Consider the following 26111-nt stretch of genomic DNA (forward strand, 5'->3'; position numbering starts at 1 on the left):
GTGTAAATCTTCGACACGGTGTTGGCGAGCAGGTTCGTATCTAATGTATGGCACCGCTTGATAGGGGCTTGAGCCAGGTTGAGAACAAAGGTGTTTTAGTAGATTAACACACCGCCACCGGTGTATATAAACAAAAAAGGCTGCTATTAAGCAACCTTTTTGTTGTACCGCGTACGGGAGTCGAACCCGTCATTCCTCCGTGAAAGGGAGGCGTCTTAGCCGATTGACCAACGCGGCATTGGTCATTTTTGGGATGGCAAAGGTAGGTATTTCATCCACAAATCCAAAAATTTCTGCGGAGATTTTATTGAACCGCAATCACTTGCTCTTTTTTCCTGTGCATGTTCCCCCAGTCGGACATACACTGCAGCATCGGTTCCGTGGAATGCCCCAGTTCCGTCAGCTCATATTCCACCCGCGGCGGCACCTCCGGGAAAACATTTCTTCTCACCAGTCCATGCTCCTCCAGCTCCCGCAGCTGCGCCACCAGCATCCGCTCTGAAACGCCCGGGATTGTTTTCCGCAACTCGTTGTACCGCATCTTCCCCTCCAGGAGGCTAAATAATATCGTCGGTTTCCACCTGCCGCCGATCACATTCAGGGCATAAGCCATCCCGCAGTTGCGGAGAATGCTGGCTTCGTTCCGGGCGTTTGTAGAGTCCTGTTTACGCATACTTACCTTTTTGTTAGTACTTAACAATTTTAGCTGTACCGGCAAAATTAATACTTCTAATTTACTTTTGAGCCATGAAAACATTACACCAAAAAACAGCCCTCGTTACGGGCGGCAGCCGCGGCATCGGGGCGGCCATAGCCAAAAGACTGGCAAAAGAAGGCGCAAACGTGGCCATCACTTACAATGCTTCCGCGGAGAAGGCAACAGCCGTAGTGAAAGAAATAGAGGCTTTCGGGGTAAAAGGCCTTGCTATTAAGGCAGATAGTGCTGATCCTCAGTCGGTTATAGCTTCAGTGGATCGCACTGCCAGTGAGCTCGGCGGGCTGGATATTATCGTGAACAACGCCGGGATAGCTTTTTACAAAGACATTACTGAGTTTTCCCTGGAAGATTTTGATCTCATAACAGCGGTAAACATACGCGCGGTATTTGCAGGCTCAAAGGCCGCACTGGCCTATATGGGCAAAGGCGGAAGGATCATCAATATCGGCAGTTGCCAGGCGGAAAGAATGCCCACCCCCGGTGGCGCCCTCTATGCCATGAGCAAAAGCGCCCTCGTGGGGCTTACAAAAGGGATGGCCCGGGACCTCGGCCCGAAGGGCATTACGGTGAACGCCGTGCACCCCGGTCCCATCGATACGGATATGAACCCGGCGGACGGTCCGCATGCGGATTATGAGCGTTCAATTATGGCCATTCCGGAGTTCGGGACGGGGGACGATATCGCCGCCATGGTGGCTTATCTGGCGGGTCCTGAAAGCAGGTACGTGACGGGGGCCGGTTTTGTAGTGGATGGCGGCACGAATATTTAACAATACAATAGGGTTTTCAAAGGGTAATATATTTTATTTACCGGGATATTTTGTCTAGTATTACAGGGAATGCCAACTGTGTTTAACAGATGACGAACTGAATTCATCATTTCTACTCACGCCGGCCTGTAATACCTACATAATGCCTAAAGTTTCTTTTAACAACAAAAACGCCTTGTTCTTCCCGTCCTTAAAAGCGTCGGTAGAAGAGTATTTTAAATCGAATAACGTGCAAAAAACGGGTAACCTGCACCTGTATCTGAAAACGATCGTGCTGATCCCCGCCGCCATAATTCTGTATGTGTGCCTGCTCACACTCCCGCTGCATGCCGCGGCAGGCATCCTTATGAGTTGCCTTCTCGGTTTTACCCTGGCCTGTATCGGCTTTAATGTGATGCACGACGCCTGCCACGGCAGCTACTCAAACAAAGGTTGGGTGAACGATGCGCTGGGCCTTACGCTCAACGCCCTGGGAGGGAACGCTTTTATCTGGAAACAAAAACACAACATCATCCATCACACCTACACGAATGTGGACGGGGTGGACGATGATATCGCCAAAAGCCCGCTGATGCGCCAGTGCAGTACCCAGCAATGGGTGCCTATGCACCGTATCCAGCATTTTTACGTGATATTGATATACGGAATTTCCTCTTTTGCCTGGGTATTTATCATGGACTTCGTGAAATACTTTTCCAGCAAAGTATACAGGACCCCGTTGCAGAAAATGAAACTGCAGGACCATCTTGTGTTCTGGGGCAGCAAAGTATTGTATGTTCTTTTTTACATCGTATTGCCTATCCTGCTGGTAGGTACGCAGGCCTGGGTGGTTGGTTTTATCGCCATGCACCTTGTAATGGGCTTTACCCTGGCTATCGTGTTCCAGCTGGCGCACGTAGTGGAGGAAACTACTTTTGAAGTAGTGGGAGAAGATGACAAAATGATCGAAAACGAATGGGCGATACACCAGATCAAAACCACGGCGAACTTCGCACCCGAGGATAAAGTGGTATCCTGGTTCGTAGGCGGGCTCAACTACCAGGTGGAGCATCACCTGTTCCCCCGCATCAGCCACGTACATTATCCGGCCCTCAGCAAGATCGTGGAAGCCAAGTGTAAAGAGTTCGGGTTGCAGTACAACAGTATGCCGACCATGACCAGCGCGGTACGTTCACACTTCAGGTTTATGCGTATGCTCGGTATGAAACCAGCTACAGCCGCAGTGCCTGCCGTTTAAAAATATAATCATCTCAGGTAACGGAATTCAAAAGCCGCTCTTACGGGAGCGGCTTTTTTCAATGTCTCAGCGTGATGGAGTCGCTATCATTAATCTACACATCACTTATTTAGTTGGAGCGTACAGGTTTGTCTCAGCCTGGAATTGCTATCATAAATCTGCACATTAGGTTTCTATTTTGCGTGGAGCATACCGTTTTTCCAGTAAAGCTCCGCTGTCTTGAGCTGGTTGATCTGGTCTATCAGGTCGTCCAGCGGCTGGTTGCGGAAGGTTTTACCCTTCACCAGCTTTTCTCCCCCTTCAGGGGAATCGATATACAGCGTGGTGTTGAACCAGCGGCTGGTCAGGTTCCCGAAATCCCGGATAGTGATGTCTTCAAAATACACTTCCCCGTTCACCCATTGCGTGGTATATGTCGGGTCATATACTTTTTTTATGATCGGTTGCTCCGTGGCCACCAGCGCCTGTTCCATGGGCTGAAGACGCACTTTTTGGTTTCCCGCCGCAACTGTTAGTTCGCCTTTTATCAATGATGTTGTAACCCTCGTGGCCATATAGGCGTCCACGTTAAATTCCTCGGAACCATTCACATGAATATCTGCCTGCCCGGCGTGTACGATAAACGGCCGTACCGGGTCTTTACGAACAATAAAATATGCTTCTCCGTCAAGATATACTTCTCTTTTACCCGGGGGGAACCGGAATGGGAACCGCAGTTTGGACGCACTGTTCATATATACCTCCGAGCCATCGGCAAGCAACACGCGCTGCTCTTTGCGGGGCGGTATGTTCAGCGTGTTCCAGCCGTATGCATCCGCGTCGGCCGGGCTGAACCGGAGGAAACGGCTGTCTTTATATACGGTGGTGCCGCCTATCCGGTAACTTTGCAGGCCGCTTTCCTGCAGGGTGATGGTCTCCCCGTTTGCGAACTGCAGCATTGCGGCATGGTTCCTGGGCGGCATCACGGACCTTGGGGGCACCGCTTCAGGCAGCCGGGGCCAGGCCCAGTATGCGGCTGTAAGGAGGCCTGCAACCATAAATGCTGAAAGCAGCCGGTTGCGTACCCTCCGTACCCTGATAAGATGGTGCCGGCGAAGCACTTCCTGGAAATCCGCTTCCATGTCCCGCGTATAAAATTCCTTGCGGCTGGCGGTAATAGTGTTGTTTTTGACTTCAATACGCAAAGCCCGGGCCTCCTCGCTGGTAGCCAGGATCTTGTCCAGTTTCTCCTGCTCTTCAGGAGTAATGGTGCCGAAAATTTCCTTAACGAGGAGAATGCGTATTTGAAATTCGTTTTCCATCTGAATATATAGATACGTTATTGGAGGTAGTAGGGTGAATCGGGAGGAAAAATAATTTCTTTTTGTTAACGTAAACCTGTTTTGGGAGCTATTATCAGGCAAATTGAGCCATTTTTTTGTTAATAACGCCCGCTCCAGGCCATAGGATATAAACGCGGGAAAAGGGATTTTTGTTGAGTTAAATTATAAGTTACAACATCTCTCTGCAGCCTTTTTGCATGAAACATTTACGCCACTCCCACACAATCATGTAAGTGTTTTTATAACCATGCATCTCAAGGTATAAAATTGCGTGTCACAATTTCACCCTTTTTGACCCGTATGAGCATCTTATAAAAAGGAAATTCAGCGTGAACAATGAACAGGCTAAACCAATTGGTGTATGTACGTTTGGTACCCGGTGATCTGATCTGCGAAAAAGGCCAGATGCCCGTTTACCTGGACGAGATCAGGAACGAAAAATTCAGGATCACGGCAGACCTGCGGAGCATAGACCAGCAGGCCGCCGCCGGAAGCTGGGATGCCAATGTGCGCGCCCTGCGCCAATACCAGATGCAGACAGTAGCCATGCTGGATGTACTGCAGCTTTTCCGCCAGCAGGCCGCGCAATCGCTGCACGTTTTTTACGGGGAGGTATCCGGCGTATTGCTGGATATCCTGATCGCGCTTGAACAGCATTTCCCGGAATACCTGGCCAAAGACATCTACATGCCGGAAGCCTATGCCCGCCACGTAACCGCTCAGCTTGAGCCACGCATTCGCGCCGCGGAAAAATACCTGACCGATAAAAAAACAGACCGCACACTGGTAAGGCTGATATTCCAGCCCCTGCGCCAGCCCGGCGCGCAGCTCACCTTCGGTATGGTGATGTATTACAGGCGGCTTGTACAGGACCTGCAGGCACAGGAATCCCTCCGCCATATGGACATAAACGAAAGGATCCACTATATTCTGTACACTTATAATTTTAATTCGCCGGAACTGTTCCGGTACTCAACAAGGATGCTGCGGCAGAAAGTATCGCAGCTCCGCACCCTTCAGGAAAAAAAAGCCCTGCTGATCTGGTACGGGAAAGAACTGAAGAATATGCCAGCCAATGAATACGCCCTGCACAACGGTAAAGGATCCATCCGCGGCCAGCTGCTGGAATGGATAAAAGAAGAAAAGCTGTTCCTGCACACGCTGTTCACTACCTGGGATTCCTAGAGAATACCACAACGTGCGGTTGACCCCCTGAAAAACCTGATATACCGGCTATGAAAAAATAATTCTCACACCTGTGACGATGATGTAAAATCTTTCAGAATTATAGCCGGACTTTTACATTGATATGTGCGTGTTCTTAACCTATTCTTCATTTTTAACAAGACAATGCTGCTCCCGCTAACAGCTGCCGGAAAAATTATGTAATAATAATTTCACCGCCATATGAAAACATTCAACGACTTCGTAACGGTACAGTTAAGTCCGGAAACCCTGGTGAACAATACGGACAACCTGCCCGCCTATCTCAGCCGGGTACAGGAAGAAAAACTGCGGATCACTGGCCAGCTGCTTGAGCTTTCAGCAACACCCTGTGAGGGGCAGCCCCATGCCGCCGTCATACAGGAATGGCAGGCCATGTGCGTAAACCTGCTGGAGGCACTGCACCGCTTCCGGTTCAGCCACCGCGCTACAATGGCCGCTTCCGCTGAGCCGGATAAAACGGATGTGTTCTACGGCGCCGTGGAAGAAATGCTGCAAGCCGTACTCGTTGGGCTGGAACAGCATTTCAGGGATTGCCTTTTGCCGGATCTGCCGCTGCCGCTGAGCTACGCCGCAAGGGCAAGGCAACAGCTGAAACCACGGGTGAACGAAGCGGAGCGCGAACTGAAAAAATGCGGGCTGGATACGGACCTGTTGGCATTGCTGCTGGAACCCGTCAAACAGTTTATTGATGACGCGGACGTCCGCCTCTGTTTCCGGGAGCTTACCTATTACCGCGAAATGCTCAGCCAGCTGCTCACCGCGGCCAGTTTCGAACCGGTGCCCGCGGAGCAGTTCAACCTCCAGGTGCATTACCTGCTTGTACACCTCAACTTCAATTCCGTTGAATATTTCCTTTATTGTACCAGCCGCCTGCGCAAATGGCTGAAGCAGTTCAGCAACATGCAGGACAGGATCAACACCCTCACCTGGTGCATCAAGGAAATAAAAACGATCCCGCCATTCCCGCGCAGCAAAGGTTTCCGCGCTACCGGTTTCCCCATCAAAGACCAGCTGAACGCATGGCTGGAAGAAGAAAGGATCTTTATCCGCACCGTGATGGAAACCATGACGTATAAAACAGAAGTAAGCCCGGAAGAAGAAAAAATGAGGGCCTTCCTGACGATCCCGCAGGCGGCGCTTATGGCAAGGGTGTACATGGAAGAAGGGATCATCCGCTCCGCTTCCATCCAGCAGATATTCTCCACCGTGGCGGATATGCTGCAGCTGAAAAAGATGGATGCGGGGATGGAAGATGTATTCAGATTAAAATTTTTTAACCCGAGCCTCGCCACTGTGATGACCTGCAAAAGCTGGCTGAACAGGGTGCTGGACAGATTAAACGACTACGAAGACCAGATGCGCGCATATATCGACAATTAAGTCAACACTAAAACCCTGGACAAAATCACGCTGAAATGAAAAGTTATTTTACGCAATTACTGGCAAATCTGGAACAGGACCTGGCAGAGATAGAAACCCGCATCCCGAACGTATTGGAAAGATATAAAACAGGCGCGCAGCTGGCGGACCGGGCTGCCGCCAGGTTAAAAGAATCCGTGCCCGAACGGTTCAGCAACACCGCCACCGAAATTTATTTCTTCAAAAACATCCAGCCGCAAATACTCAGCAGGAAAATTTATTACAGCCAGCTTTTCAGGATAGAAGCGGACAGGCCCAAAAGTATCCGCGACGATTACAAAAAATTCCTTGACCAGGAGCTGCACCGCATCACCATGTTCTTCGAAGTGCACAACGCGCTTTATCTTTATTACCGCGGCGGCGCCATCGAAAAAGACCAGCAGTATTTTCTCCGCGGCAGTTATTACAACAACGAATACCCCACAGACCTGGACGGCGTGCTGGACACGCGTTATTGCACAGTCACCTCCTTCAGGCTGGCCGAGCTGATCGCGCTGGAAGACGTCAGTAAATATATTATAGGCAAACTGGAACAGATCTATGCATTGCCCCGCAACCTTCACTACAAGCCCCGCCTCCGCTGGACGGAATCCAAAACCGACCTCGTGGAACTGGTATATGCCCTTCACCTGAACGGCAGTTTCAACAATGGTTCCGCCGAGCTGAAACAGATATTCGAATGGCTTGAGAACTCCCTTGAAATCGATTTCGGAAATGTGTACAGCAACTTCCGCGACATCAGGATGCGCAAAAAAGAAACGGCATCCTTCTTAACCCGGCTCAAAGACGGCCTGCTGAAAAGGATAGAAGAGATGGAATAAGCCTACAGCGCCGCAGCCACAAGACGCAATGCATCCGGCAGTTCTTCCTTGTGCCAGCAGGTGCCCAGCGCCACGCGTACGTATTGATTATCGTCTGTCATACTGAACATCTCCCCGTTGGAAATATCAATGTTTTGCCGCAGCAGTTTTTGTACCGTTGCGCCCGGATCTTTACAGGGCAGCCAATAATGGAAGCTGCCCGGGAAAGTGCGGTAGGGGATGCCGTTGAAGATATCCTTCCACATCCCGGCACTGCGCAGGGCTACCGAGCGTTTTTCATCGATGATTTTTTTCAGCAAACCGCTTTCGATGAGGTGCAGCCCGAAATGCAGGAACAGGAGCGAGGCACCGCTGCTTTGCATTCTCACGATATTGATCAGGTCCGGCAGCACATTGCGCGGGTGAATGGCGAAGCCTGCTTTTAACATCGGGTTAAATGCTTTGGAGAGGCTGTAGAGGTGAATGGTGCGGTCCGGCGCCAGCGCCAGGAAAGACGGGGGCGGGGAAGGGTGAAGAAAACGGTAGGCGTCATCTTCAAGAATATACACGTCTTCAAACGAACGCACCACATCGATGATGGCTTTTCTTCTTTCTTCAGACATCACGGCGCAGGTGGGATTGTGCACCGTGGGTTGCATATAGATCAGCTTGCAGGGGTATTGTTTTAGTGTTTCTTCCAGTTTCTCCGGCAGCATGCCTTCTTCATCGGATTCAACTGCCCTTAAATGGTAGCCCTCCGCCGTTGCATTTTGCCTGAACCCGGGGAACGTGAACGGTTCAACGGCAATTTCCTTGATTTTTTCCCTCAGGCCGGTAAGCACTGCGGAAAGGCCGCCATTGGCGCTGGGTAGTATGGTGATGTGATGATCTTCGGGTGAAAAGTGCAGCCATTTGCCAAGCGCGGCTTCAGCGGATTTGTCCAGCGGCTTATAAGGCGGATGCAGAATATCATATTGTTTGCCGGCGGGCAGTTGGCGGCAATAATCCAGGAATACTTCCATTTCCCGGGGCACAGACGGATAATTCAGGCTAAGATTAAGCATCCTGAAAGTTAGGAAATATGGGCGTTTTGCGAAGAGGTACGGTTGTTATGATATTATTTTGCTTTTTACAGGAAAATAACCGGGAGATGGTTGGGTTATTGCTGGAACCAGCCATGGTAGATATAGGATAGATATAGGGAAGGTGGAGATGAGGCGGAGATGAGGCGGACTTGATCCGGAGTTGACGCGGTTAATATTCTATCAGCGGCCGGGTAGCCGTATGGTCGATCATCGATTTCAAACATAGACACTGCTCGCGAAGATTATTATCTTTAAAGCTTCATAAACGTAATAATCTGTATGATAAGGTCTCTTTTCCTTTTGCTGGCGTTCGTGTGCGCCGGCTTCCTCTCCAGGGCGCAGCAAAATTGTCCCGTTATCCCGCTCCCTTCGCAGAGCACACCCGTAAAAGCCGTATTCCAGCTGAATGATCAGACGCCGCTGGCCGTTTCCGAGCCATCATTGCTGGTTTCCGCCAATATGTTGCAACAGCAGCTGCTCCAGTACGCCGGCATCCGGCTGGTACTTTCCGGCAAAACGCCCGGCCACGGCATCCTGCTGAAAAGGGTAAAAGGGGATAACCCCGCCGCCTACTCGCTGGAAATGACGGGCACACAGGTGACTGTAAGCGCCGCAGGGGATGAAGGAATATTTTATGGCCTCATGTCTTTTATGCAACTGGTGCGTACCGCGAAGCCCCAACTGGCCGCCGCGCAGGTGCCCTGCTGGAACATTACGGACAAACCGCTGTTTGGCTGGCGCGGCTTTATGCTGGACGAATCACGCCAGTTCTTTGGCAAAGCCGTCGTGAAAAAGATCCTGGACGAAATGGCTTCTTATAAACTGAACCGCTTCCACTGGCATCTCACAGACGAGCCCGGCTGGAGGATTGAAATAAAACAATATCCCCGCCTGTCCCTCGTGGGCGGCATCGGCAACACTGGTGATGCTACCGCACCCGCACAGTATTATACACAGGCTGAGATCAAAGAAATAGTGGCATACGCCAAAGAAAGGCACATCACGGTGATCCCGGAGATAGACATGCCCGGCCACGCCACCGCGGCGAACAAAGCCTACCCGGAGTTCAGCGGCGGCGGCTCCGCCAAATATCCCGAGTTCACATTTAATCCGGGGAAAGAAGAAACTTATCAATACCTGGCTAATATCCTCAAAGAGGTGAACGTACTGTTCCCCTCGCAGATGATCCACATCGGGGGAGATGAGGTGAGTTTTGGTTCTGAGAAATGGAAAACGGACCCCTCCGTGCAGCAGCTTATGAAAACAAAAGGGTATACCAGCCTGCTGGAAGTGGAGCATTATTTTATCAAACGTATGGCGGATACGCTGCTGAAGCTGAACAGCAAAGTGCTGGGCTGGGATGAGGTGACCGCGGCGGAATTGCCGGCCAAAGAAACCATCGTGTTCTGGTGGCGCCAGGAAAAACCTGGGCAGTTGAAAGATGCGCTGGATAAAGGTTACCAGGTGGTGCTCTGTCCCCGCCTGCCTTTTTATTTTGACTTCGTGCAGGACAGTACAAACCTCGTAGGCCGCAGGTGGCAGGGCGGATTTAATCCCCTGAAACGTGTGTACGACTTCTCCCTCGCCACACTCCCTGTACCCGTGGGAAATAAAACCGCGCAGGTGGAAGGCATCCAGGCGAACCTCTGGACGGAAACCATAAGAACCACCGAGAGGATGTATTATATGACCTTCCCCCGCCTGATCGCCTTCGCCGAAGCAGCCTGGACGGCACCCGCCAGCCGCAATTTCCCGCAGTTCGAACAGCGTCTGCAACAGCATCTTCCTTTACTGAAAGAACAGGGCATTTATTATATGGAATCGCCGAAGCTCACCCCGGAGCCCATCAGGTAACCTGTTTTCTTATCATGATATTGAAAGGGCTACCCGTGAGGGCGGCCCTTTCCCGTTCCATGGATGTTTTGCGTGGCGCATAAAGTGTTCCTCCCCCGCTTTCTCCCCGGATTTTGTAATATCTTCGGAGCTTTATCAAAACCAGCTTCATGAAATACGCAACGCTCGCGGGAATACTGCTCGCCGCAGCCGCCTGTCAAACACCTGCGCCAAAACAGGAGGCAGACACCACCCCGGTGAAAGACCTGCACACGCTTTCCAATGCGGACAGCATCCATATCCGCAACCTGGATCTCAATATCGAGGTGGATTTTAGTCAAAAACAGATCAGGGGCATCGCGGGATGGCATGTAGCGAACCCGCAGGATATTGCCGTGCTGAAACTCGATACCTACGGCCTCTCTATCGATAGCGTAACCGTAAATGGCCAAAAAGTACAGCATACCCTGGACGCGGCCGTGCCCAACCTGGGCAGCAGGCTGAACATCCCGGTGGATAAACAGGCGGACCTGGTACAGATCTGGTACAAAACTTCTCCCGAAGCCACTGCGCTTCAATGGCTGGAACCTTCGCAGACCATGGGCAAAAAACAGCCCTTCCTTTATACCCAGTCGGAATCTATCTACGCCCGCACATGGATACCCTGCCCTGACGGCCCGGGCATCCGTTTCCCTTATACCGCCAGGGTGAAAGTGCCAAAGGACCTGATGGCTCTGATGAGCGCGGTAAACGTGCAGCAGCGCAACGACAGCGGCATCTACACTTTTTCGATGGAGCAGCCCGTGCCTGCTTACCTGATGGCCCTGGCAGTGGGAGATATTTCTTTTAAAGCCGTGGACAGCATCACCGGCGTATACACCGAGCCCGCTATGCTGGACAAAGCCGCCTGGGAACTGGCCGATATAGGTAAGATGGTAACCACCGCGGGACAGCTTTACGGTCCTTACCGCTGGGGCCGTTATGATGTGCTGGTGCTGCCGCCGGGCTTCCCGCTGGGTGGTATGGAAAATCCGCGCCTGACCTTTGCCACGCCTACCATCATCGCAGGGGACCGTTCCCTGGTATCCCTCATTGCGCATGAGCTGGCGCATAGCTGGAGCGGCAACCTCGTGACGAATGCCACCTGGGAAGACTTCTGGCTGAATGAAGGATTCACTGTTTATTTTGAACGCCGCATCATGGAAGCCATGCAGGGCGAAGACTATTCGGACATGCTGTGGGAGCTGGGCTACCAGGACCTGCAGGGCACCGTGGAAGAGCTGGGTAAAGACAGTAAAGACACCTGGCTGAAGCTGGACCTGCGCAACCGCAACCCTGACGACGGCCTCACGGATATCGCTTATGAAAAAGGCGCGCACTTCCTCCGCCTGATCGAAAAAACAGCCGGACGCGCCAAACTGGATACTTTCCTGCGCACCTACTTCGACAGTCACGCTTTTAAAACCATGAACACCGCGCAATTCCTGCAATACCTGGATGCCAACCTCATCAAAGGCGATACCGCCATGGCTGGAAAGATCAGGATCAATGACTGGGTATATGGCCCGGGCATCCCTGACAACTGCCCCAGGGCGCCACAAAAACGTTTTACGAAAGTGAGTGAAGAGGTGAAACGTTTCCAGGGCAGTACAGCGGCGAAAGAACTGCAAACTACCGGCTGGAGCTCTCATGAATGGCTGTATTTCCTGCGCGCGCTCAGCGGTATCAGCAAGGAAAAGATGAAAGAACTGGATGCCACCTTCCGTTTCACCCAAACCGGCAACAGCGAAATGGCCGACCAATGGTTTGTAATGGCCGTTGCGGCGGATTACGAGCCCGCTTATCCCGCAATGGAAAAATTCCTCAGCGAAGTAGGGCGCCGCAAATTCCTCACGCCGCTGTACACCGAAATGATGAAAACGCCGAAGGGCAAAGAAATGGCCATCCGCATTTATGGGAAATACAAACAGAATTATCACCCGCTGGCACAGGAGACTTTAAACAAACTGGTGAAAGGATAAAAAGAAAAATAAATAACGTGTAGTATCCCGGTTGCCTGTGGCGGCCGGGATTTTTTTAACCCCGTATTCCCGCAATCAGGTTGACGGTAAGCGCCACCGCGAAAGTATTCAGGAAAAAAGAAAGCAAACCATGTATCAGCGCCACCCGCCTGATCTTCCGTGAGGTTACCTGTACATCGGACACCTGGAAGGTCATGCCGATGACGAAAGCGAAATACGCAAAATCAAAGTAATCCGGCTTTTTGGTATGCGGGAACGTAAGCCCACCGGCTTGTTTGGTGGTGTCGGTCTCATCGTCATCGTAATACAGGTTGGCGTAATGAACGGTCAGCGTGGTATGCACCAGCCACCACGATATCAATATCCCGCCGATGGCTACCGGCAGATATACCAACATGGAAGTGTCTCCCGCGTCTTTGGAGAGGATGAGCAGCATCACCGTGACCATACTGGCCAGGGCGGCCAGCAGGACAAAGGAGTATACAAATATGCGGCTGCCATCGTCTATCCGCGCCAGTTTGCGTATCTGCTCAATGGAGCGGGTGAAAAATATAGTCCAGGTAATAATGATATAAGTAAGACCGAACACTTCCCAGAGCAGGGTGTACATCAGGAGATTGTTCAGGTTTGTATTGCGCAGCAGCAGGTACGTAACAAGGGCGAGCACAAGGCCGGCCAGCACCTTGTGAAAGGGATGCAGCCGCAGCAGCAGGCTGGCGAATTTGTTTCCGGGTTCGTTGAGGGGCATTATTAAAGTTACATAAAAAAAGCGTGTACCCGTTTTGGTACACGCTTCAGTATTTTACCGGCGGAAGGAGAGTATTATGCTTTCTGCAGTTTCTTCAGTAAGATGATATCGCCGGAAGTATTTGATTTGAGGGTGGTCCAATGTGTTTCGCCTTCCAGTACAATGGAGTAGAAAGTGTTGCCGTCCACTACATATTCCACGATATTGTTGATCTTCTGGTCAGGATATTTACGGATCAGGCGGGTGATCACGTCGTAGGGCAGCTCTACATCGGAAATAAGGCGTGAAGTGGCGATCAGGTTGCCGTCTTTGTCAAAGTGAGCGGTTATTTTACGGGCGTTCAGGGTGAACTTGGCCATATAGTTGTTGTCCACTTCATACCAGTTTACATTAGCGGCGCCTGCGAATTCCTGGGCGAAAGCAACCTGTACTTTACGGCTGATGTCCCTGCCAAAAGAAGTAGCGGCGGTAAGAACGATGGCGGCGAGGAGGATGAGCTTTTTCATGATTATAGCGTTTTTTAGGATTTGAAAATTTGTTTTGTGTTTGTGTTGTTTGATGATGTAAAAGTACTCCCGTGACAGGCGGTTGGCAAGCAAATAGGTATTAATGGAGGGGTCAAACGGTGATTGTCCGGATTTGGGATTTATGCGGACACCGGCATCTGTGGCGGGTTTGGGGATGGTGTATGGTCTGAAGGCCCTCAAAGGTGTTTTGTACGGTACAGGGACGACCGGTCGTACAAAAACGGTGGTTTGCAAAAGCGGACACTTTATCCCAAAAGCGGACGAATTTTGGTATTTTTAAGCCCTGAAACCAACATTAAACACAGGCGAGGCTGTTATTCCGTGGAATGTCCGAGAATCTAAATAACGAGCAGGAACTGCTGAAAAAACTGGCCCGGGGCGACCAGGAGGCTTTCAGAGCCTTATTCAGCCAGCATTACAGGGCACTTTGTTTTTTTGCCGCATCTATCATTATTGACAGGCAGGAGGCGGAGGACATTGTGCAGGAGTCCTTTTCCCGCTTCTGGGACAAACGGGCCGGTTTCCCTACCGCCGCCGCCGTGAAGGCTTTTTTATATATCGCCACCAAAAACGCCTGTCTTAATTACCGCAAACTACGTGAACGCCGCAACGAAAGGGAAAAAGCCTTTGTATATCTCCAGGAAGGGGATGACCTCAGCACTTTTGATCCCGTATTGGCGGAAACCGAGATCATCGGCGAGCTGTACCGGGAGATAGAGAACCTGCCCACCCAATGCCGCCGTGTATTTACCCTGAGTTACCTGGAAGGCCGGAAAAACGAAGAGATCGCCACCACGTTGGGTATTTCCTATAATACCGTCCGTACCCAGAAGCTGCGCGCGCTGAAGCTCATCAGGAGCGCGTTACTGAAGAAAAACCTGCTGCCCGCGCTCATGGCCTACCTGGCCTTTTTGAAGAGTATAAATTAAATATTTCTCTTATTTACCCCTCCTTTTTTAAATAATCCCAAAAAAAATTCCTGTTTCCTTTCATCGAAACGAAGGGATCGTTGTTTCTATATTAAAACCACTAAAATTGGAACCAGATCAACCGATAATGCAAAGGACCGCTTTCCTGGTGCTTGGCTTCCTGAGAGGGGAGCTGAGCGCGCAGGAGCAGGAAGAGCTGGACGCCTGGGTGGCGGCTTCACCGGAAAACAGGGCTTTTTTTGACTCCCTCACGGTTGATGATTCCCTTCACAGGAAACTCGCTGCCTACGCCCTTGCCGATGAGGAACAGGGCTGGCAACGGTTTGCCGCAAAATATTTCCCCGGGAGCCTGAACGTCCCGGGTCCCCGTCCCGATAACGCGGGTAGTGGCGTACAGGAGGGCGGCGAAACAGCCGAAACACCGCTCCGCACCATCCGTTCCCGCAACCGCTGGTGGATGGCTGCCGCCGCCATTGCCGTACTGGTGCTTGGCACCTGGATGTTCCTGCCCCGCAAACAGCAGCCGGCAGTAGCTGTTCAGCAGGTGAACGATGTTATGCCCGGCTCAAACAAAGCCATACTCACACTGGCCGACGGCACCACCATATCCCTTGACAGCAGCGGGAACCAGGTGATCGCTCAGCAGGGCGCCGCCGTAAAACAGACCGGCGGATTACTGGAATACGAACCAGGGGAAAAAGGCGCCGGGAACGTGTATAATACATTAAGAACGCCCCGTGGCGGGCAGTTCCGCATCGCCCTCCCGGATGGCAGCGCCGTATGGCTCAACGCGGAATCTTCCCTGCGTTTCCCTGTAGCTTTCAGCGGGCCGGAAAGAAAAGTGGAAATGACCGGAGAGGCTTATTTCGAAGTAAAACAGGACGCCGCACATCCTTTCACGGTGCAGGTGACGCCGCAAACCGCCGTAACAGTGCTGGGCACACATTTTAATATCAATGCCTATACCAACGAGCCCGGCATCAGCGCCACCCTGCTGGAAGGCGCCGTACAGGTGACCGCCGGCAACGATTCCCGCAGGCTCAGCCCGGGCCAGCAGGCCCGTGTAAACAGCTCCGGGCAGATCACCGTATTACAGCAGGTAGATACCGAAGAAGCCATAGGCTGGAAAAATGAGATATTCTATTTCCGCGACGCGGACATTCAATCCGTAATGCGCCAGCTGGAACGCTGGTACGATGTGGAAGTGGAATACCGGGGAGCAGTGCCTTCACGCCGCTTCCAGGGTGAAATACAACGAAATTTAAAACTCTCCGATGTGCTGGAAGGGCTCCGCAGCACCGGCATCGGTTTTAGTATAGAAGGAAAAAAGATCGTCGTAGTACCATAAAAACAGAACCGGAGGCGCTTGGACCCGCCCCCGGCTAATGTCAGGAAATATAGCAACCAACTAGTTATTACTATTATCCAAACAATGCAAATCTATGCAATTGAATGATCATGCAAAGGCCCATTCCTTACCTGGGCTTTTTTCAACCAAACTAAGACGCACTATGAGATTAACTGTCATTCTCATGATCGTGGCCAGCCTGAAAGTTTCTGCAGGCTCTTATGCGCAGAGCGTATCGCTCTCTCTCCGGGACGCTTCCCTCGAAGAAGTGTTTACCGCGGTCAAAAAACAGACCGGCTACCTGTTCTTTTACGACCGGGACCTGCTGCGCAGCACCAGTAAAGTAACCATTACGGCAGATAATCAGCCGCTGGGCACTTTCCTGGCCGCAGTGTTCAAGGAACAGCCGCTGGATTACTCCATCAAAGACAAAACCATTTTCATCAGTCCCAAACCGCTTGTTCCCGCTTCTCCTTCCGCCAGTGTTGTATTGCAGGAAATAAAAGGTAACGTAACGGGAGATGACGGCCTGGCCCTGATAGGCGTGAGCATCAAGATCAAAGGCACGTCCACCGGTACGGTCACGGATGTGAACGGTAATTTTTCGATCAACGCCGAACCCGGCAGCGTGCTGGTGGTGTCTTTTATCGGGTACGAAACCCGTGAAGTAACCGCGCAGGCGGGCAATCCCCTTGCCATCAGGCTGAAGCCCACGGTAAGTTCACTGGATGAAACGGTGGTGATCGGTTATGGTTCCGCCTCACGGAGGAACCTTACCAGCAGCGTGTCTTCCATTAAAAGCAAAGACATCGCCAACAACCCGGTGGTAGATCCCTTTGCTGCCATGCAGGGCCGTTTAGCCGGCGTATTCATATCTTCCAGCAACGGCCTCCCCGGTGCACGTTTCAACGTAACACTGCGCGGCCAGAATTCTCTGCTGCAGAGCAACGAGCCGCTGTACGTGATAGACGGTATCCCTTATTTCAACGAACCGCTCAACGACAATACCTTTAACAGTGCCAATGGTGAACTGAGCCCGCTGCAAAGTATCAACCCTTCGGACATTGAAAGGATAGACGTGCTGAAAGACGCGGACGCCACGGCTATTTACGGCTCCCGCGCGGGCAATGGCGTAATATTGATCACCACCAAAAAAGGACAGGCCGGCAAAGCGCGGGTGAACTTCAACGTGTTCAGCGGTGCCAGCAAAGTGGTGAATATGCTGCCTGTACTCAACACCGAAGAATACCTGGCGATGCGCAGAGAAGCATTTGCCAACGACGGTAAAACCCCCACCGCCGAAAACGCCCCGGACCTCACCGTATGGGACCAACAGCAAGGCCGCAACTGGCAGGAAGAACTGATCGGCGGCACCGCGAACATCACCGAGGCGCAGGGCTCCGTGTCCGGCGGTACGGAACAGACGCGTTTTATGCTCAGCGGCACTTATACCCGTCAAACGACGGTGATGCCGAACAATCCCGCCTATACACGCGGAGCTTCGCACCTGAATATTGATCATAAAAGCGCGGACGGCAAATTCAATATTACCGCCTCCGTGAACTATTCCACCATAAAAGACCGCTCCATCTCCAGCGACCTCACGTACTATTACGACGTGGCGCCCAATTATCCCGTATATGGTGACGACGGTAAGTTTTACTGGTTCAATAATGAGCAGAATCCGATTGCTTATCTGCAGCGGAAGTCCAACACGCGTACTAATAACCTCATCGCCAACAGCGTGATCCGTTATACAGTGCTGCCCGGCCTCAATGCCAAGGTGAATCTCGGTTATACTTCCACTAACATGGACCAGGTGCAGGTATACCCGAACATCGTGTTCAACCCGCAGTCCACGCCCGGCAGCATGACGTACTTCGGCAATACCGACGTTAATTCCTGGCTTGTGGAGCCGCAGCTGGAATATAACCGTACGATCGCGAAAGGTGAATTGCAGGTACTGGTAGGCGCTACCTGGCAGCAGAACCTGCGCGAAGGGAACCGCATAGACGCTACGAATTTCTCCAGCGACGCACTGCTTGAAAATATGGAAGCCGCCGGCAACCTTAAAAGCACTTTCCTCTACAGTCTGTACCGCTACACTTCCGCCTTCGGACGTATTACCTACAACTGGGACGAAAAATACGTGCTGAACGGCAGTTTCCGCCGCGACGGTTCCACCCGCTTCGGTCCCGGTAACCGCTTCGGCAATTTCGGCGCGATTGGCGCAGCCTGGATCTTCTCCAATGAGAATTTCATCAAAGGCAACAATGTGCTGAGCTTTGGTAAACTGAGAGGCAGCTGGGGTACGGTTGGTTCGGATAACATCGGCACCAACGATTATCTCGACAGCTGGAGCCCCGTAAGTTTCCCTTACGACGGTATTACCGGTATCTCTCCATCCCGCCTGGCGAACAATGAATATAAATGGGAAGAATCAAGGAAGTCGGAAGTAGCCTTGGAACTGGGTTTCCTACATGACCGCATTATCCTCAACACCAATTATTATTATAACCTCACCGGCAACCAGCTGGTAGATTATACGCTTACCCCGCAGGTCGGCTTTGGCTCGCTGCGTGCCAACTTCGATGCGCTGGTGCAAAACAGCGGCTGGGAGTTTGAATTGAGCACCGTGAACGTGAAGAAAAACGATTTCACCTGGAACTCTTCTTTTAACCTGACCATCAACAAAAACAAGCTGAAAAAATATGACGGGATCGAAACATCCGTGTACAAAGACCAGTACGTGGTCGGCAAATCGCTCACTATCCAGAAAGGATACGATTTTGTACGGGTGAACCCGGATAATGGCGTGGCTGAATTCCGCGACCTTGACGGCGACGGCTCCATTTCAGAATTTACGGACTACGTGATACTCGGTCAATACATGCCAAAATACTACGGCGGCCTGCAAAATTCCCTGCGGTACAAAAAACTGGAGCTGGATTTCCTGTTCCAGTTCGTGAACCAGGAAGGCCCGGGCATCAACTACGGGTATGAGTCCAACCCTTACGGGGTGATGGCTAACAAAGACCGCAGTGCGCTGGACCGCTGGCGCAAGAAAGGCGACATCACCAATTATCCCCGTGCCACTACAACGGCCGCCGATGTGCGCTGGGACCTTTATCGCCTCTCTACGGCCGTTTGGGGCGACGCTTCTTACATCCGTTTGAAGAACGTTTCGCTGCGATACGATTTGTCTGATTATGCGCGTGCGCTGAAACTGAGCAGGCTGGTGGTATATGCCAACGCGCAGAACCTGTTCACGTTCACGAACTACGAAGGCATGGACCCCGAAACGCAGGGTTTTAGAATGCCACCGCTGAAAAACATCACCGCCGGCATCCAGCTTACATTTTAATGGACTTTAAACAACAAACGATGAAAAGCATTCAATTCCTGATAATAAGCGCCGCCGTTCTTTTCACATCCTGCAGTAAATTTGTGGATACGCCGACGCCAAAGACCGAACTCGCTTCGCAACTGGTGTTCACGGACGATAAAACGGCTTCCGCCGCAGTGGTAGGCCTGTACGTGGATATGAACGGTTTTAACTACCAGTTCGCGAATTCACTGATCAACTACCTCTCTGCGATACATGCAGACGATCTGTATTATTTCACCACTTTCGAAAATTACGACGTATTCCGCCAGGTGAGGCTGCTGCCCAACAGTAATTATGTGACCGCATACTGGTCATCCGTATACTCCTACATTTACCATACCAATGCCTGCATCGAGGGGCTTACCACGGCGCAGAACCTTACGCCGTCCGTGAAGGACCAGTTGCTGGGGGAATCCTACTTCATGCGGGCATTCTTTTATTTTTACCTGGTCAATATCTATGGCGATGTACCGTTGATAACCACTACCGATTATGTGACCAACGACAGCAAAGGCCGTGAACCGGCGCTTAACGTTTACACGCAGATCATCAGCGACCTCCGGGAAGCAAAAGCCAGGATGGCGGACAATTACCCGTCCAGCAACCGCGTGCGTCCCAACAAAGCCGCTGCCACCGCTTTGCTGGCAAGGACTTTCCTTTACACCAAAGACTGGGCAAAAGCCGAAACCGAAGCCACTGAAGTGCTGAACAACAGCCGCTACACCCTGCTCCAGGATCTGAACAGCGTATTCCTTGCCAATAGCCGCGAAGCCATCTGGCAGCTGCAGGCCGTGAACGTAGCCGGTGGCCGCAACACCTGGGAAGGATTCACCGTTGTGCCCTTCTCCGACGTTTCTACGGTTACCTTCCGGCTGGACACGACAAACCTGGTCGGGAAATTTGAACCAAACGACGCAAGGCGTACAAACTGGACAGGCAACAGGTTTTTAGCTACCGGTGCCCATATTTACTGGCCGATGAAATATAAAGTGCGCACGAGCACAGCCGCCGCGCCCACCGAGTATTCCATGGTGATGCGCCTGGCCGAACAATTCCTGATCCGCGCGGAAGCGCGCATCCGCCAGGATAAACTCAACGAAGGCCGCTCAGACCTGGATTCCATCCGCCTGAGAGCTAAGCTGCCGGTGCTGTCCACCAGTCTCGATAAATCCGCCCTGCTGCTGGCAGTGGAAAAAGAACGCCAGGTGGAACTGTTCACCGAATGGGGGCACCGCTGGTTTGACCTGAAACGTACCCAGCGCTCCTCTGCCGTACTCAGCCCTATCAAAGGTGCGAACTGGCAGGCTACGGACACACTGTATCCCATTCCCACTGATGCCATTAAAACCAATATAAACCTGACACAGAATGAAGGCTATAAATAAAATATTCACGCTTCTGCTGCTGCTCTCCGTATTTACGGCGGGCGCGCAGCAGCGGGTTACCATCAGCCCGGCCATGCCTGAGCGGGGCCAGACGGTAACCGTTACGTTCGATCCTTCCGTGCCGGGCTCTCCCATTCCCGCGGATGCAGCTGCGGTGACTTTGAATTTCACTTATTCCAATTTTTATGACCTGCCCTGGAAAATAAAAATGGATAAAAAAGAAGGCAAATGGGTTACTTCATTTAAACTGGCGAAATTCGCGGCCTTTGCCACTTTCACGCTCATCAGCGGCGATGCGGCGGACAAACCGGCGGCGGGCAAACATTATGAAGTGGCTGTGTATGAAAACGGCAAACCCGTGGAGAACGGTAACCTGTACAAAGGGTACAGCCTGAGCGCACAGCTTGGCAAAAGCCCTGATCTGGCTGCTTCGCAGGCCGCGCAATATGAAAAGGAACTGGCCCTTTACCCGTCCAATTACGAAGCACAGGTACGCCTGCTGCAATACAAAATGAGCATCAGCGAAGGGAAGGACAAAGAAAAATACTATGCCCAGGCCCATAAAGTGATCGCGGAACGTTTTAATACAGCGCCGACCGTAATGGGCAACCTGAACAAAGTGACGATGGCCTACCTGATCCTCGGCGAAAGAAGCCGTGTGGATTCCATTTACAAAGTGGTACGGGAGCGTTACCCAAACAGCGAGACCGGCCGCAGCCTGCGCTCGGATGCTATTTCGAAAGAACCGGACACCTCGCGCCGCATTGCGCTTTACGAGGCCATGCTGAAAGCCGAAACACCGGCTAATAACAGCGAGTTCTCGCCGGTGCACGAACACCTGTTTGACCTGTACGCCGCGCGGAAAAACGAAGCGAAAGTGTGGTACCATGCCGGGAAGATCTCGCTGGACACTACGAACCCATACCTGCCCAATACTTACAAAAGCATGGCGCAGACCCTGCTGGATTACAACGTAGCGCCCGATCTCGCCCGTAGTTATGCCGAAAAGGCATTGTCGATGGCGGACAGGTTTCCGGCGGGCATCATCCGTCATTTCCCGGAAACCGGCCATATCTACCCCGCTGTAGATGACAGCACGCGCCGTGCCGTAACCGCCAAAGCCAGGGCCAATATGCTGTCCATCCTCGGGCTGCTGGATATGAAAGCCGGAAAAAATGCGGACGCTGCTGTCAGAATGAAAGAAGCACTGCAAACTTACAAAGACAGGGAAACCCTGGACAATGTTGCTGCTTTTTACCAGATGGCCGATATGAAGGACGAACTAGCCTCATTAAACGCATTGCGTGAAAAAGACCTGGCTGCCAGGATCGCCGCGCAAAGAGTTAACCGCCCGGCTCCGTCCCTGGCTGCTTTTGTGGATATGAAAGGCAATCCGCTTAAAACGGAAGACCTGAAAAACAAAGTAATCCTGATCGATTTCTGGGCTACCTGGTGTATTCCCTGCATGCAGGAAATGCTGTATATCCAGCGGTTGTACGACCAGTACAAAAACAACCCGGACGTAGTATTCATGATCGTGAACAGTGGTGCCCGTAATACACTGAAGGACGCGCAGGGCTGGAGCGGAAATAAAAAATATGCCTTCCCCGTGTATTACAACACCGATCCGGAAGTAGGGGAGAAGTTCAAATTTACCATCATCCCCGCTACCTATATTATCGATAGAAAAGGGAATATCCAGTTCGGCAACATCGGGTTTGAAGGACCGGAAGTGGAAACCAAACTCCGGTTGCAACTGGAGCAGGTTTTAAAGAATTAACGGATACCATTTTGCAGAAAAGCCCCAACCGGGAAGGTTGGGGCTTTTTTTATTGGTCCCAGCCGTTAGTTAAAACTATGCACTTTAGTGCAAGGGCTTTAGTAATGCGAGAAAATCTGCCACAGAACTGGCCTTGTCTGTGGCGTCGTTGTGAAAAGGTCGTCATTGCGAGGAGCCGCGGGGGATCTGTGCAGGAGCCGCGACGAAGCAATCTCCAGATATCGGCGTACATCCATTCGATGCAGGAGATTGCTTCGTCGCCCCACCCACTTTAGCCCTGCTGCTCCTCGCAATGACTGGCTTTGCGCCGGCATTTTTTTATTCGGTTTTTAAACTCTTTACCGGATCGGCAATAGCGGCCCTGAAGGTTTGCAGTACGATCAGCAGCATGGACACGATGCCGAGGATCAGTATCGTCAGCACAAACGGATGCGCCGTGATATCTATCCGGTAGTTGTAGTTTCCCAGCCATTTTTGCATGATCAGGAACGCAACCGGGATCGCAGCTACGCTGCCGATAATGATCATGCCCAGGAAATCTTTTACAAACAGCGCGGCAATCCCGCCTGCTGAAGCGCCCAGCACTTTCCGTATCCCTATTTCTTTTGTGCGTTTGTGCACGCTTAAAGATACCAGCCCGAGAATGCCCAGCAGCACAATGACCAGTGAAAGGCCCGTGGCAAGATAAGTGCCGTTTTTCAGCTGCATTTCCACGGAATAGAGCGTCTTCAGCCTGTCATCAATAAATGTATATTCAAATGGTGCGCCGGGCATCAGCTGCGCCCATTTTGCGCGTACGGCTTCAATTCTGGCGGAAGGAGAGCCTGGTTTCAGTTTAAATGACATGTAACGGTACATATTCACGCGGTCGGTGGAATGGATCATCAGCGGCTCGATCTTTTCACGCATGGTCTTGAAATGGAAATCCTTGATCACACCGGCTACACGATAGACGTTCTGATCGCCATCCGCACCGCGGAACGTTTGGTTCAGGGCATCCTGCGGCGTCCAGCCCATGGACCTGGCAAATGTTTCATTGATCACCACTTTGAATGGATCGGACAGTTTGGTGTCTTTCGTGAAATAGTCTCCCGCGATCACATGCAGGTTGTATAAGGAACCATATTTGATATCGGTGTAAATGTTCATGGAGGAGATGGCCGAAGCGGAATCCGCGCCGGTTTTAAATACGGGCCGTGTGCCGGAATAGTTTGCGTCCGGGATCTCGTAGGAGAGGCTTGCGTTTTGCACGTCGGGCAGGGTGGCGAACTGGTCGCGGTTACCATACATTTTCTGAAGGCCTTCGGGCGTCCAGTTGCGGGGAAGTTGCGCGGCGATCACGAATTCACGGTCGTACCCAAGATCTTTTTTAAACAAAAAGCCGATCTGCTGGCTGATGATGATCGCGCCGATCAGCACCACTGCGGCGGTAAAAAACTGGAAAGTAATCAGCGCCTTCCGCATCCAGATGTTTTCTTTTACCGTACCGGGCTTGCCCTTCAGCGAATCCACAGATTGAAGGGAAGACAACATGAACGCCGGATAAATACCCGCCAGCAGCCCGGTGAATAAAATAAAAAGTATAGGGTAAATAATAAAATGAACCGGGAAATCGAACAGGCCGGGGATGCTGGTGCCCAGCACGGCGGAAAAATAATCGCGCCCCGCCAGGTATAGCAGGAAAGCGAAGATAGTAGCCACTGTTACGGTAATGGTGGATTCCGTGAGGAACTGGAGCATCAGCTGTTTTTTCAGGCTGCCCAGCACTTTCCTTACGCCTATTTCCTTCATGCGGGAAGAGGATTTGCTGATGGAAAGGTTCACGAAATTGATAATAGCCATAAAAAGAATAAAAATGGCCACGGCCGAGAGGGCGACCAGCATTTTCCGCACGATACCGTTATTCGCATCCAGGTGGTAGATGTTCAGCGGAACCAGCACAGGCGTCAGATTGGCGGAAATGTTCGCCGGGGCGTTCTGCTGCAATAGTTTTTTCATGGGCTCCGCCAGCATGGCGGGCGTTACGCCGGGTTGCAGCTCCACGTTTGCGATGATGTATTTGTTGGACCAATCGTCCAGGCTGCGGTCGAAGTAAGACATGTTGCCGGCGGATATATAGAACTCGTCGGGATATTTTGCATCAAAGCGCGTTATGGAGTTGTCCGGCGGATTCTTCATCACGCCGGTAATGGTAAAGGGCTGCCGGGCGCCGGAAAAGTTTTCGATGGTGAGGGTTTGGCCCAGCACGTCTGTTTTACCAAAGAATTTCCTCGCTTTGTTTTCAGTAAGCACTAAGGAGTAAGGACCTTCCATCGCGGTTTTCGGGTCACCCTGTAACAGCTCGAAACCATACATGGTCAGCAGGGTGCTGTCTCCCAGCTGAAGCCCTTCCCTGAAAGCCTTGTCGCCTTTGGAAACGTTGGTAGTCACGCCGTCCCAGCGGTAGAAGTTGCTCACCAGGTGCGGGTATTCTTCTTTCATGGCCCGCGCCAGCATGCCGACGGTGATCATTTCGCTACCCTGGCTGCTTTCCTTCCAGCGGCTCTGGATGATATACTGGCGGTCCGCATTTTTAAGCTGTTTGTTCACATTCAATTCCTTCCAGGCAAAAGCCGCCACCAGCAAGCTGAAACCTATGCCGGCGGAAAGGCCTAATACATTCACGACAGCGTAGAACCGGTTCTTACGGAAATTGCGCCAGGCTATTTTAACGTAGTTTGAAAACATAGTACGGAATTGAATTGCTCCAAATCCACGAAATTGGTGCCGGGATATATGTTGTTGAAAATCAATAAGATTTAACTTTAAACCTGTCCGTTCCCGGTCGCTGATTGTCCGCTAACGGACACTTCGTACATTCGGTCAGTGAAGTACATCATCCATTTCCTGTATGTTGCCTGGTATTGGGATATGGCCCTTGCCTTTTTTATCGTGAAGCGGGAGATAGCCGGTGAGCGGAAATATCGTATCAATACCACCGGGACCGATAACCTGAAAGGGATCATGCCCGCGGAGGAGCGCGTGCATGCGACCATGTACGAACCCGTGAATTATTTTACGGCGGAATGGCTGATGGATCGTGTGACGGAGGAAGAAAAGAAAACAGGGTTCCTGGATGTGGGTTGCGGCAAAGGAAGGGTATTGGCCATTGCTTCGGCATATGGGTTTGCCTCGGTGACGGGGATTGAAATATCCCCCAGGCTGATAAAAGCTATTCCACCGGACCGTTGTACAATCCATTGCATAGATGCGCGGCATTACGATATCCCTGATCACATCGGCGTCATTTTCCTGTTCAACCCATTTGATGAGATCGTGATGAAAGCCTTTATCGGGAAGGTGATGGAAAGCCTGCGGAGGAACAGCCGCCCGATGAAAGTGCTGTATGCCAATCCCCGTTGCCGGCAGCTCTGGCTGGATGCGGGTTTTGAAGAAACGGAGGCGGTTGTGAAAATGACATTCCTGCAAGGTTGCGTGCTGGAAAAAAAGGGTGACCCGGAAGAAAAGATACAAGGTTCCACTTCCCGATGAACGGGATAAATTATGGATACGGGAAAAGATGCCGGGGTCGGAA

19 protein-coding genes and 1 tRNA gene are annotated in these 26111 nt (G+C 51.7%); 13 read left to right on the forward strand and 7 right to left on the reverse strand.

Annotated features, from left to right (window positions below; translation table 11 throughout):
- Positions 1-165: 165 nt before the first annotated feature.
- Both EG028_RS26335 and EG028_RS26340 read right to left on the reverse strand, forming a co-directional pair.
- Positions 166-237 (reverse strand) — tRNA-Glu (locus tag EG028_RS26335).
- Positions 238-304: 67 nt separating this feature from the next.
- Entirely contained in the window at positions 305-673 is a 369-nt protein-coding gene (locus EG028_RS26340; RefSeq protein WP_120519267.1) for a winged helix-turn-helix transcriptional regulator, read from the reverse strand.
- Between the two features lie 74 nt (positions 674-747).
- Between EG028_RS26340 and EG028_RS26345 the strand changes: the two genes are divergently transcribed.
- The gene (locus tag EG028_RS26345; RefSeq protein WP_120519266.1) at positions 748-1488 is read left to right on the forward strand and encodes a 3-oxoacyl-ACP reductase family protein; all 741 of its coding nucleotides are present in this window, start codon (positions 748-750) and stop codon (positions 1486-1488) included.
- Between the two features lie 142 nt (positions 1489-1630).
- Complete coding sequence (locus EG028_RS26350) at positions 1631-2725, forward strand: fatty acid desaturase family protein (protein ID WP_120519265.1); 1095 nt, start codon at positions 1631-1633, stop codon at positions 2723-2725.
- A gap of 173 nt (positions 2726-2898) precedes the next feature.
- On the opposite strand, the gene EG028_RS26355 is transcribed toward EG028_RS26350, so the two are convergent.
- Positions 2899-4026, reverse strand: a complete 1128-nt coding sequence (locus tag EG028_RS26355) for a FecR family protein (RefSeq protein ID WP_120519264.1) — start codon at positions 4024-4026, stop codon at positions 2899-2901.
- Between the two features lie 357 nt (positions 4027-4383).
- Here EG028_RS26355 and EG028_RS26360 point away from each other — a divergent pair, with 357 nt between their 5' ends.
- The 3 genes from EG028_RS26360 to EG028_RS26370 all read left to right on the forward strand — a co-directional run bounded on the left by EG028_RS26360 (position 4384) and on the right by EG028_RS26370 (position 7514).
- On the forward strand, positions 4384-5232 hold the full coding sequence (locus EG028_RS26360) for a hypothetical protein (protein ID WP_123864801.1): 849 nt from the start codon (positions 4384-4386) through the stop codon (positions 5230-5232).
- 222 nt (positions 5233-5454) lie between these two features.
- The gene (locus EG028_RS26365) at positions 5455-6654 is read left to right on the forward strand and encodes a hypothetical protein (protein ID WP_120519262.1); all 1200 of its coding nucleotides are present in this window, start codon (positions 5455-5457) and stop codon (positions 6652-6654) included.
- 35 nt (positions 6655-6689) lie between these two features.
- Entirely contained in the window at positions 6690-7514 is an 825-nt protein-coding gene (locus EG028_RS26370; RefSeq protein WP_120519261.1) for an RteC domain-containing protein, read from the forward strand.
- A 2-nt stretch (positions 7515-7516) separates the two neighbouring features.
- Here the strand turns inward: EG028_RS26370 and EG028_RS26375 are convergent, their stop codons facing one another.
- A complete protein-coding gene (locus EG028_RS26375; RefSeq protein ID WP_120519260.1) occupies positions 7517-8557 on the reverse strand; it encodes an aminotransferase class I/II-fold pyridoxal phosphate-dependent enzyme in 1041 nt (346 codons plus the stop codon).
- A 300-nt stretch (positions 8558-8857) separates the two neighbouring features.
- Between EG028_RS26375 and EG028_RS26380 the strand changes: the two genes are divergently transcribed.
- Both EG028_RS26380 and EG028_RS26385 read left to right on the forward strand, forming a co-directional pair.
- Positions 8858-10432 (forward strand): beta-N-acetylhexosaminidase, encoded by a 1575-nt coding sequence (locus tag EG028_RS26380; protein WP_120519259.1) that lies wholly within the window; start codon positions 8858-8860, stop codon positions 10430-10432.
- 149 nt (positions 10433-10581) lie between these two features.
- Positions 10582-12432, forward strand: a complete 1851-nt coding sequence (locus EG028_RS26385) for a M1 family metallopeptidase (RefSeq protein WP_120519258.1) — start codon at positions 10582-10584, stop codon at positions 12430-12432.
- Between the two features lie 55 nt (positions 12433-12487).
- Here EG028_RS26385 and EG028_RS26390 read toward each other — a convergent pair whose 3' ends face one another.
- Positions 12488-13180 (reverse strand): DUF1345 domain-containing protein, encoded by a 693-nt coding sequence (locus EG028_RS26390; RefSeq protein ID WP_120519257.1) that lies wholly within the window; start codon positions 13178-13180, stop codon positions 12488-12490.
- A 74-nt stretch (positions 13181-13254) separates the two neighbouring features.
- Positions 13255-13686: a hypothetical protein gene (locus EG028_RS26395; RefSeq protein WP_123864802.1), complete on the reverse strand. Its 432-nt coding sequence runs from the start codon at positions 13684-13686 to the stop codon at positions 13255-13257.
- Positions 13687-14033: 347 nt separating this feature from the next.
- Between EG028_RS26395 and EG028_RS26400 the strand changes: the two genes are divergently transcribed.
- From EG028_RS26400 to EG028_RS26420, 5 genes are all read left to right on the forward strand, one after another.
- A complete protein-coding gene (locus tag EG028_RS26400) occupies positions 14034-14636 on the forward strand; it encodes an RNA polymerase sigma factor (protein ID WP_120519255.1) in 603 nt (200 codons plus the stop codon).
- A gap of 127 nt (positions 14637-14763) precedes the next feature.
- Complete coding sequence (locus EG028_RS26405) at positions 14764-15984, forward strand: FecR family protein (protein ID WP_120519254.1); 1221 nt, start codon at positions 14764-14766, stop codon at positions 15982-15984.
- 163 nt (positions 15985-16147) lie between these two features.
- On the forward strand, positions 16148-19348 hold the full coding sequence (locus EG028_RS26410; protein WP_162946641.1) for a TonB-dependent receptor: 3201 nt from the start codon (positions 16148-16150) through the stop codon (positions 19346-19348).
- A gap of 20 nt (positions 19349-19368) precedes the next feature.
- The gene (locus EG028_RS26415) at positions 19369-20757 is read left to right on the forward strand and encodes a RagB/SusD family nutrient uptake outer membrane protein (protein ID WP_120519293.1); all 1389 of its coding nucleotides are present in this window, start codon (positions 19369-19371) and stop codon (positions 20755-20757) included.
- Positions 20741-22537, forward strand: coding sequence for a TlpA family protein disulfide reductase (locus EG028_RS26420; protein WP_120519252.1), 1797 nt, complete (start codon positions 20741-20743; stop codon positions 22535-22537). Before EG028_RS26415 ends, EG028_RS26420 begins: the two co-directional genes overlap by 17 nt.
- Positions 22538-22855: 318 nt before the next feature.
- On the opposite strand, the gene EG028_RS26425 is transcribed toward EG028_RS26420, so the two are convergent.
- Positions 22856-25264: an ABC transporter permease gene (locus tag EG028_RS26425; RefSeq protein ID WP_120519251.1), complete on the reverse strand. Its 2409-nt coding sequence runs from the start codon at positions 25262-25264 to the stop codon at positions 22856-22858.
- A 138-nt stretch (positions 25265-25402) separates the two neighbouring features.
- Here EG028_RS26425 and EG028_RS26430 point away from each other — a divergent pair, with 138 nt between their 5' ends.
- The gene (locus EG028_RS26430) at positions 25403-26068 is read left to right on the forward strand and encodes a class I SAM-dependent methyltransferase (RefSeq protein ID WP_120519250.1); all 666 of its coding nucleotides are present in this window, start codon (positions 25403-25405) and stop codon (positions 26066-26068) included.
- The last annotated feature ends 43 nt before the right edge of the window (positions 26069-26111 follow it).

Origin of the sequence: Chitinophaga barathri (assembly GCF_003807585.1) — a bacterium.
GTDB classification, from domain to species: Bacteria; Bacteroidota; Bacteroidia; order Chitinophagales; family Chitinophagaceae; genus Chitinophaga; species Chitinophaga barathri.

Bases quoted from the DNA above. Each gene is read 5' to 3' on its own strand.
- EG028_RS26340 (WP_120519267.1), bottom strand. From the start codon at position 673: ATGCGTAAACAGGACTCTACAAACGCCCGGAACGAAGCCAGCATTCTC.
- EG028_RS26345 (WP_120519266.1), top strand. From the start codon at position 748: ATGAAAACATTACACCAAAAAACAGCCCTCGTTACGGGCGGCAGCCGC.
- EG028_RS26350 (WP_120519265.1), top strand. From the start codon at position 1,631: ATGCCTAAAGTTTCTTTTAACAACAAAAACGCCTTGTTCTTCCCGTCC.
- EG028_RS26355 (WP_120519264.1), bottom strand. From the start codon at position 4,026: ATGGAAAACGAATTTCAAATACGCATTCTCCTCGTTAAGGAAATTTTC.
- EG028_RS26360 (WP_123864801.1), top strand. From the start codon at position 4,384: ATGAACAGGCTAAACCAATTGGTGTATGTACGTTTGGTACCCGGTGAT.
- EG028_RS26365 (WP_120519262.1), top strand. From the start codon at position 5,455: ATGAAAACATTCAACGACTTCGTAACGGTACAGTTAAGTCCGGAAACC.
- EG028_RS26370 (WP_120519261.1), top strand. From the start codon at position 6,690: ATGAAAAGTTATTTTACGCAATTACTGGCAAATCTGGAACAGGACCTG.
- EG028_RS26375 (WP_120519260.1), bottom strand. From the start codon at position 8,557: ATGCTTAATCTTAGCCTGAATTATCCGTCTGTGCCCCGGGAAATGGAA.
- EG028_RS26380 (WP_120519259.1), top strand. From the start codon at position 8,858: ATGATAAGGTCTCTTTTCCTTTTGCTGGCGTTCGTGTGCGCCGGCTTC.
- EG028_RS26385 (WP_120519258.1), top strand. From the start codon at position 10,582: ATGAAATACGCAACGCTCGCGGGAATACTGCTCGCCGCAGCCGCCTGT.
- EG028_RS26390 (WP_120519257.1), bottom strand. From the start codon at position 13,180: ATGCCCCTCAACGAACCCGGAAACAAATTCGCCAGCCTGCTGCTGCGG.
- EG028_RS26395 (WP_123864802.1), bottom strand. From the start codon at position 13,686: ATGAAAAAGCTCATCCTCCTCGCCGCCATCGTTCTTACCGCCGCTACT.
- EG028_RS26400 (WP_120519255.1), top strand. From the start codon at position 14,034: ATGTCCGAGAATCTAAATAACGAGCAGGAACTGCTGAAAAAACTGGCC.
- EG028_RS26405 (WP_120519254.1), top strand. From the start codon at position 14,764: ATGCAAAGGACCGCTTTCCTGGTGCTTGGCTTCCTGAGAGGGGAGCTG.
- EG028_RS26410 (WP_162946641.1), top strand. From the start codon at position 16,148: ATGAGATTAACTGTCATTCTCATGATCGTGGCCAGCCTGAAAGTTTCT.
- EG028_RS26415 (WP_120519293.1), top strand. From the start codon at position 19,369: ATGAAAAGCATTCAATTCCTGATAATAAGCGCCGCCGTTCTTTTCACA.
- EG028_RS26420 (WP_120519252.1), top strand. From the start codon at position 20,741: ATGAAGGCTATAAATAAAATATTCACGCTTCTGCTGCTGCTCTCCGTA.
- EG028_RS26425 (WP_120519251.1), bottom strand. From the start codon at position 25,264: ATGTTTTCAAACTACGTTAAAATAGCCTGGCGCAATTTCCGTAAGAAC.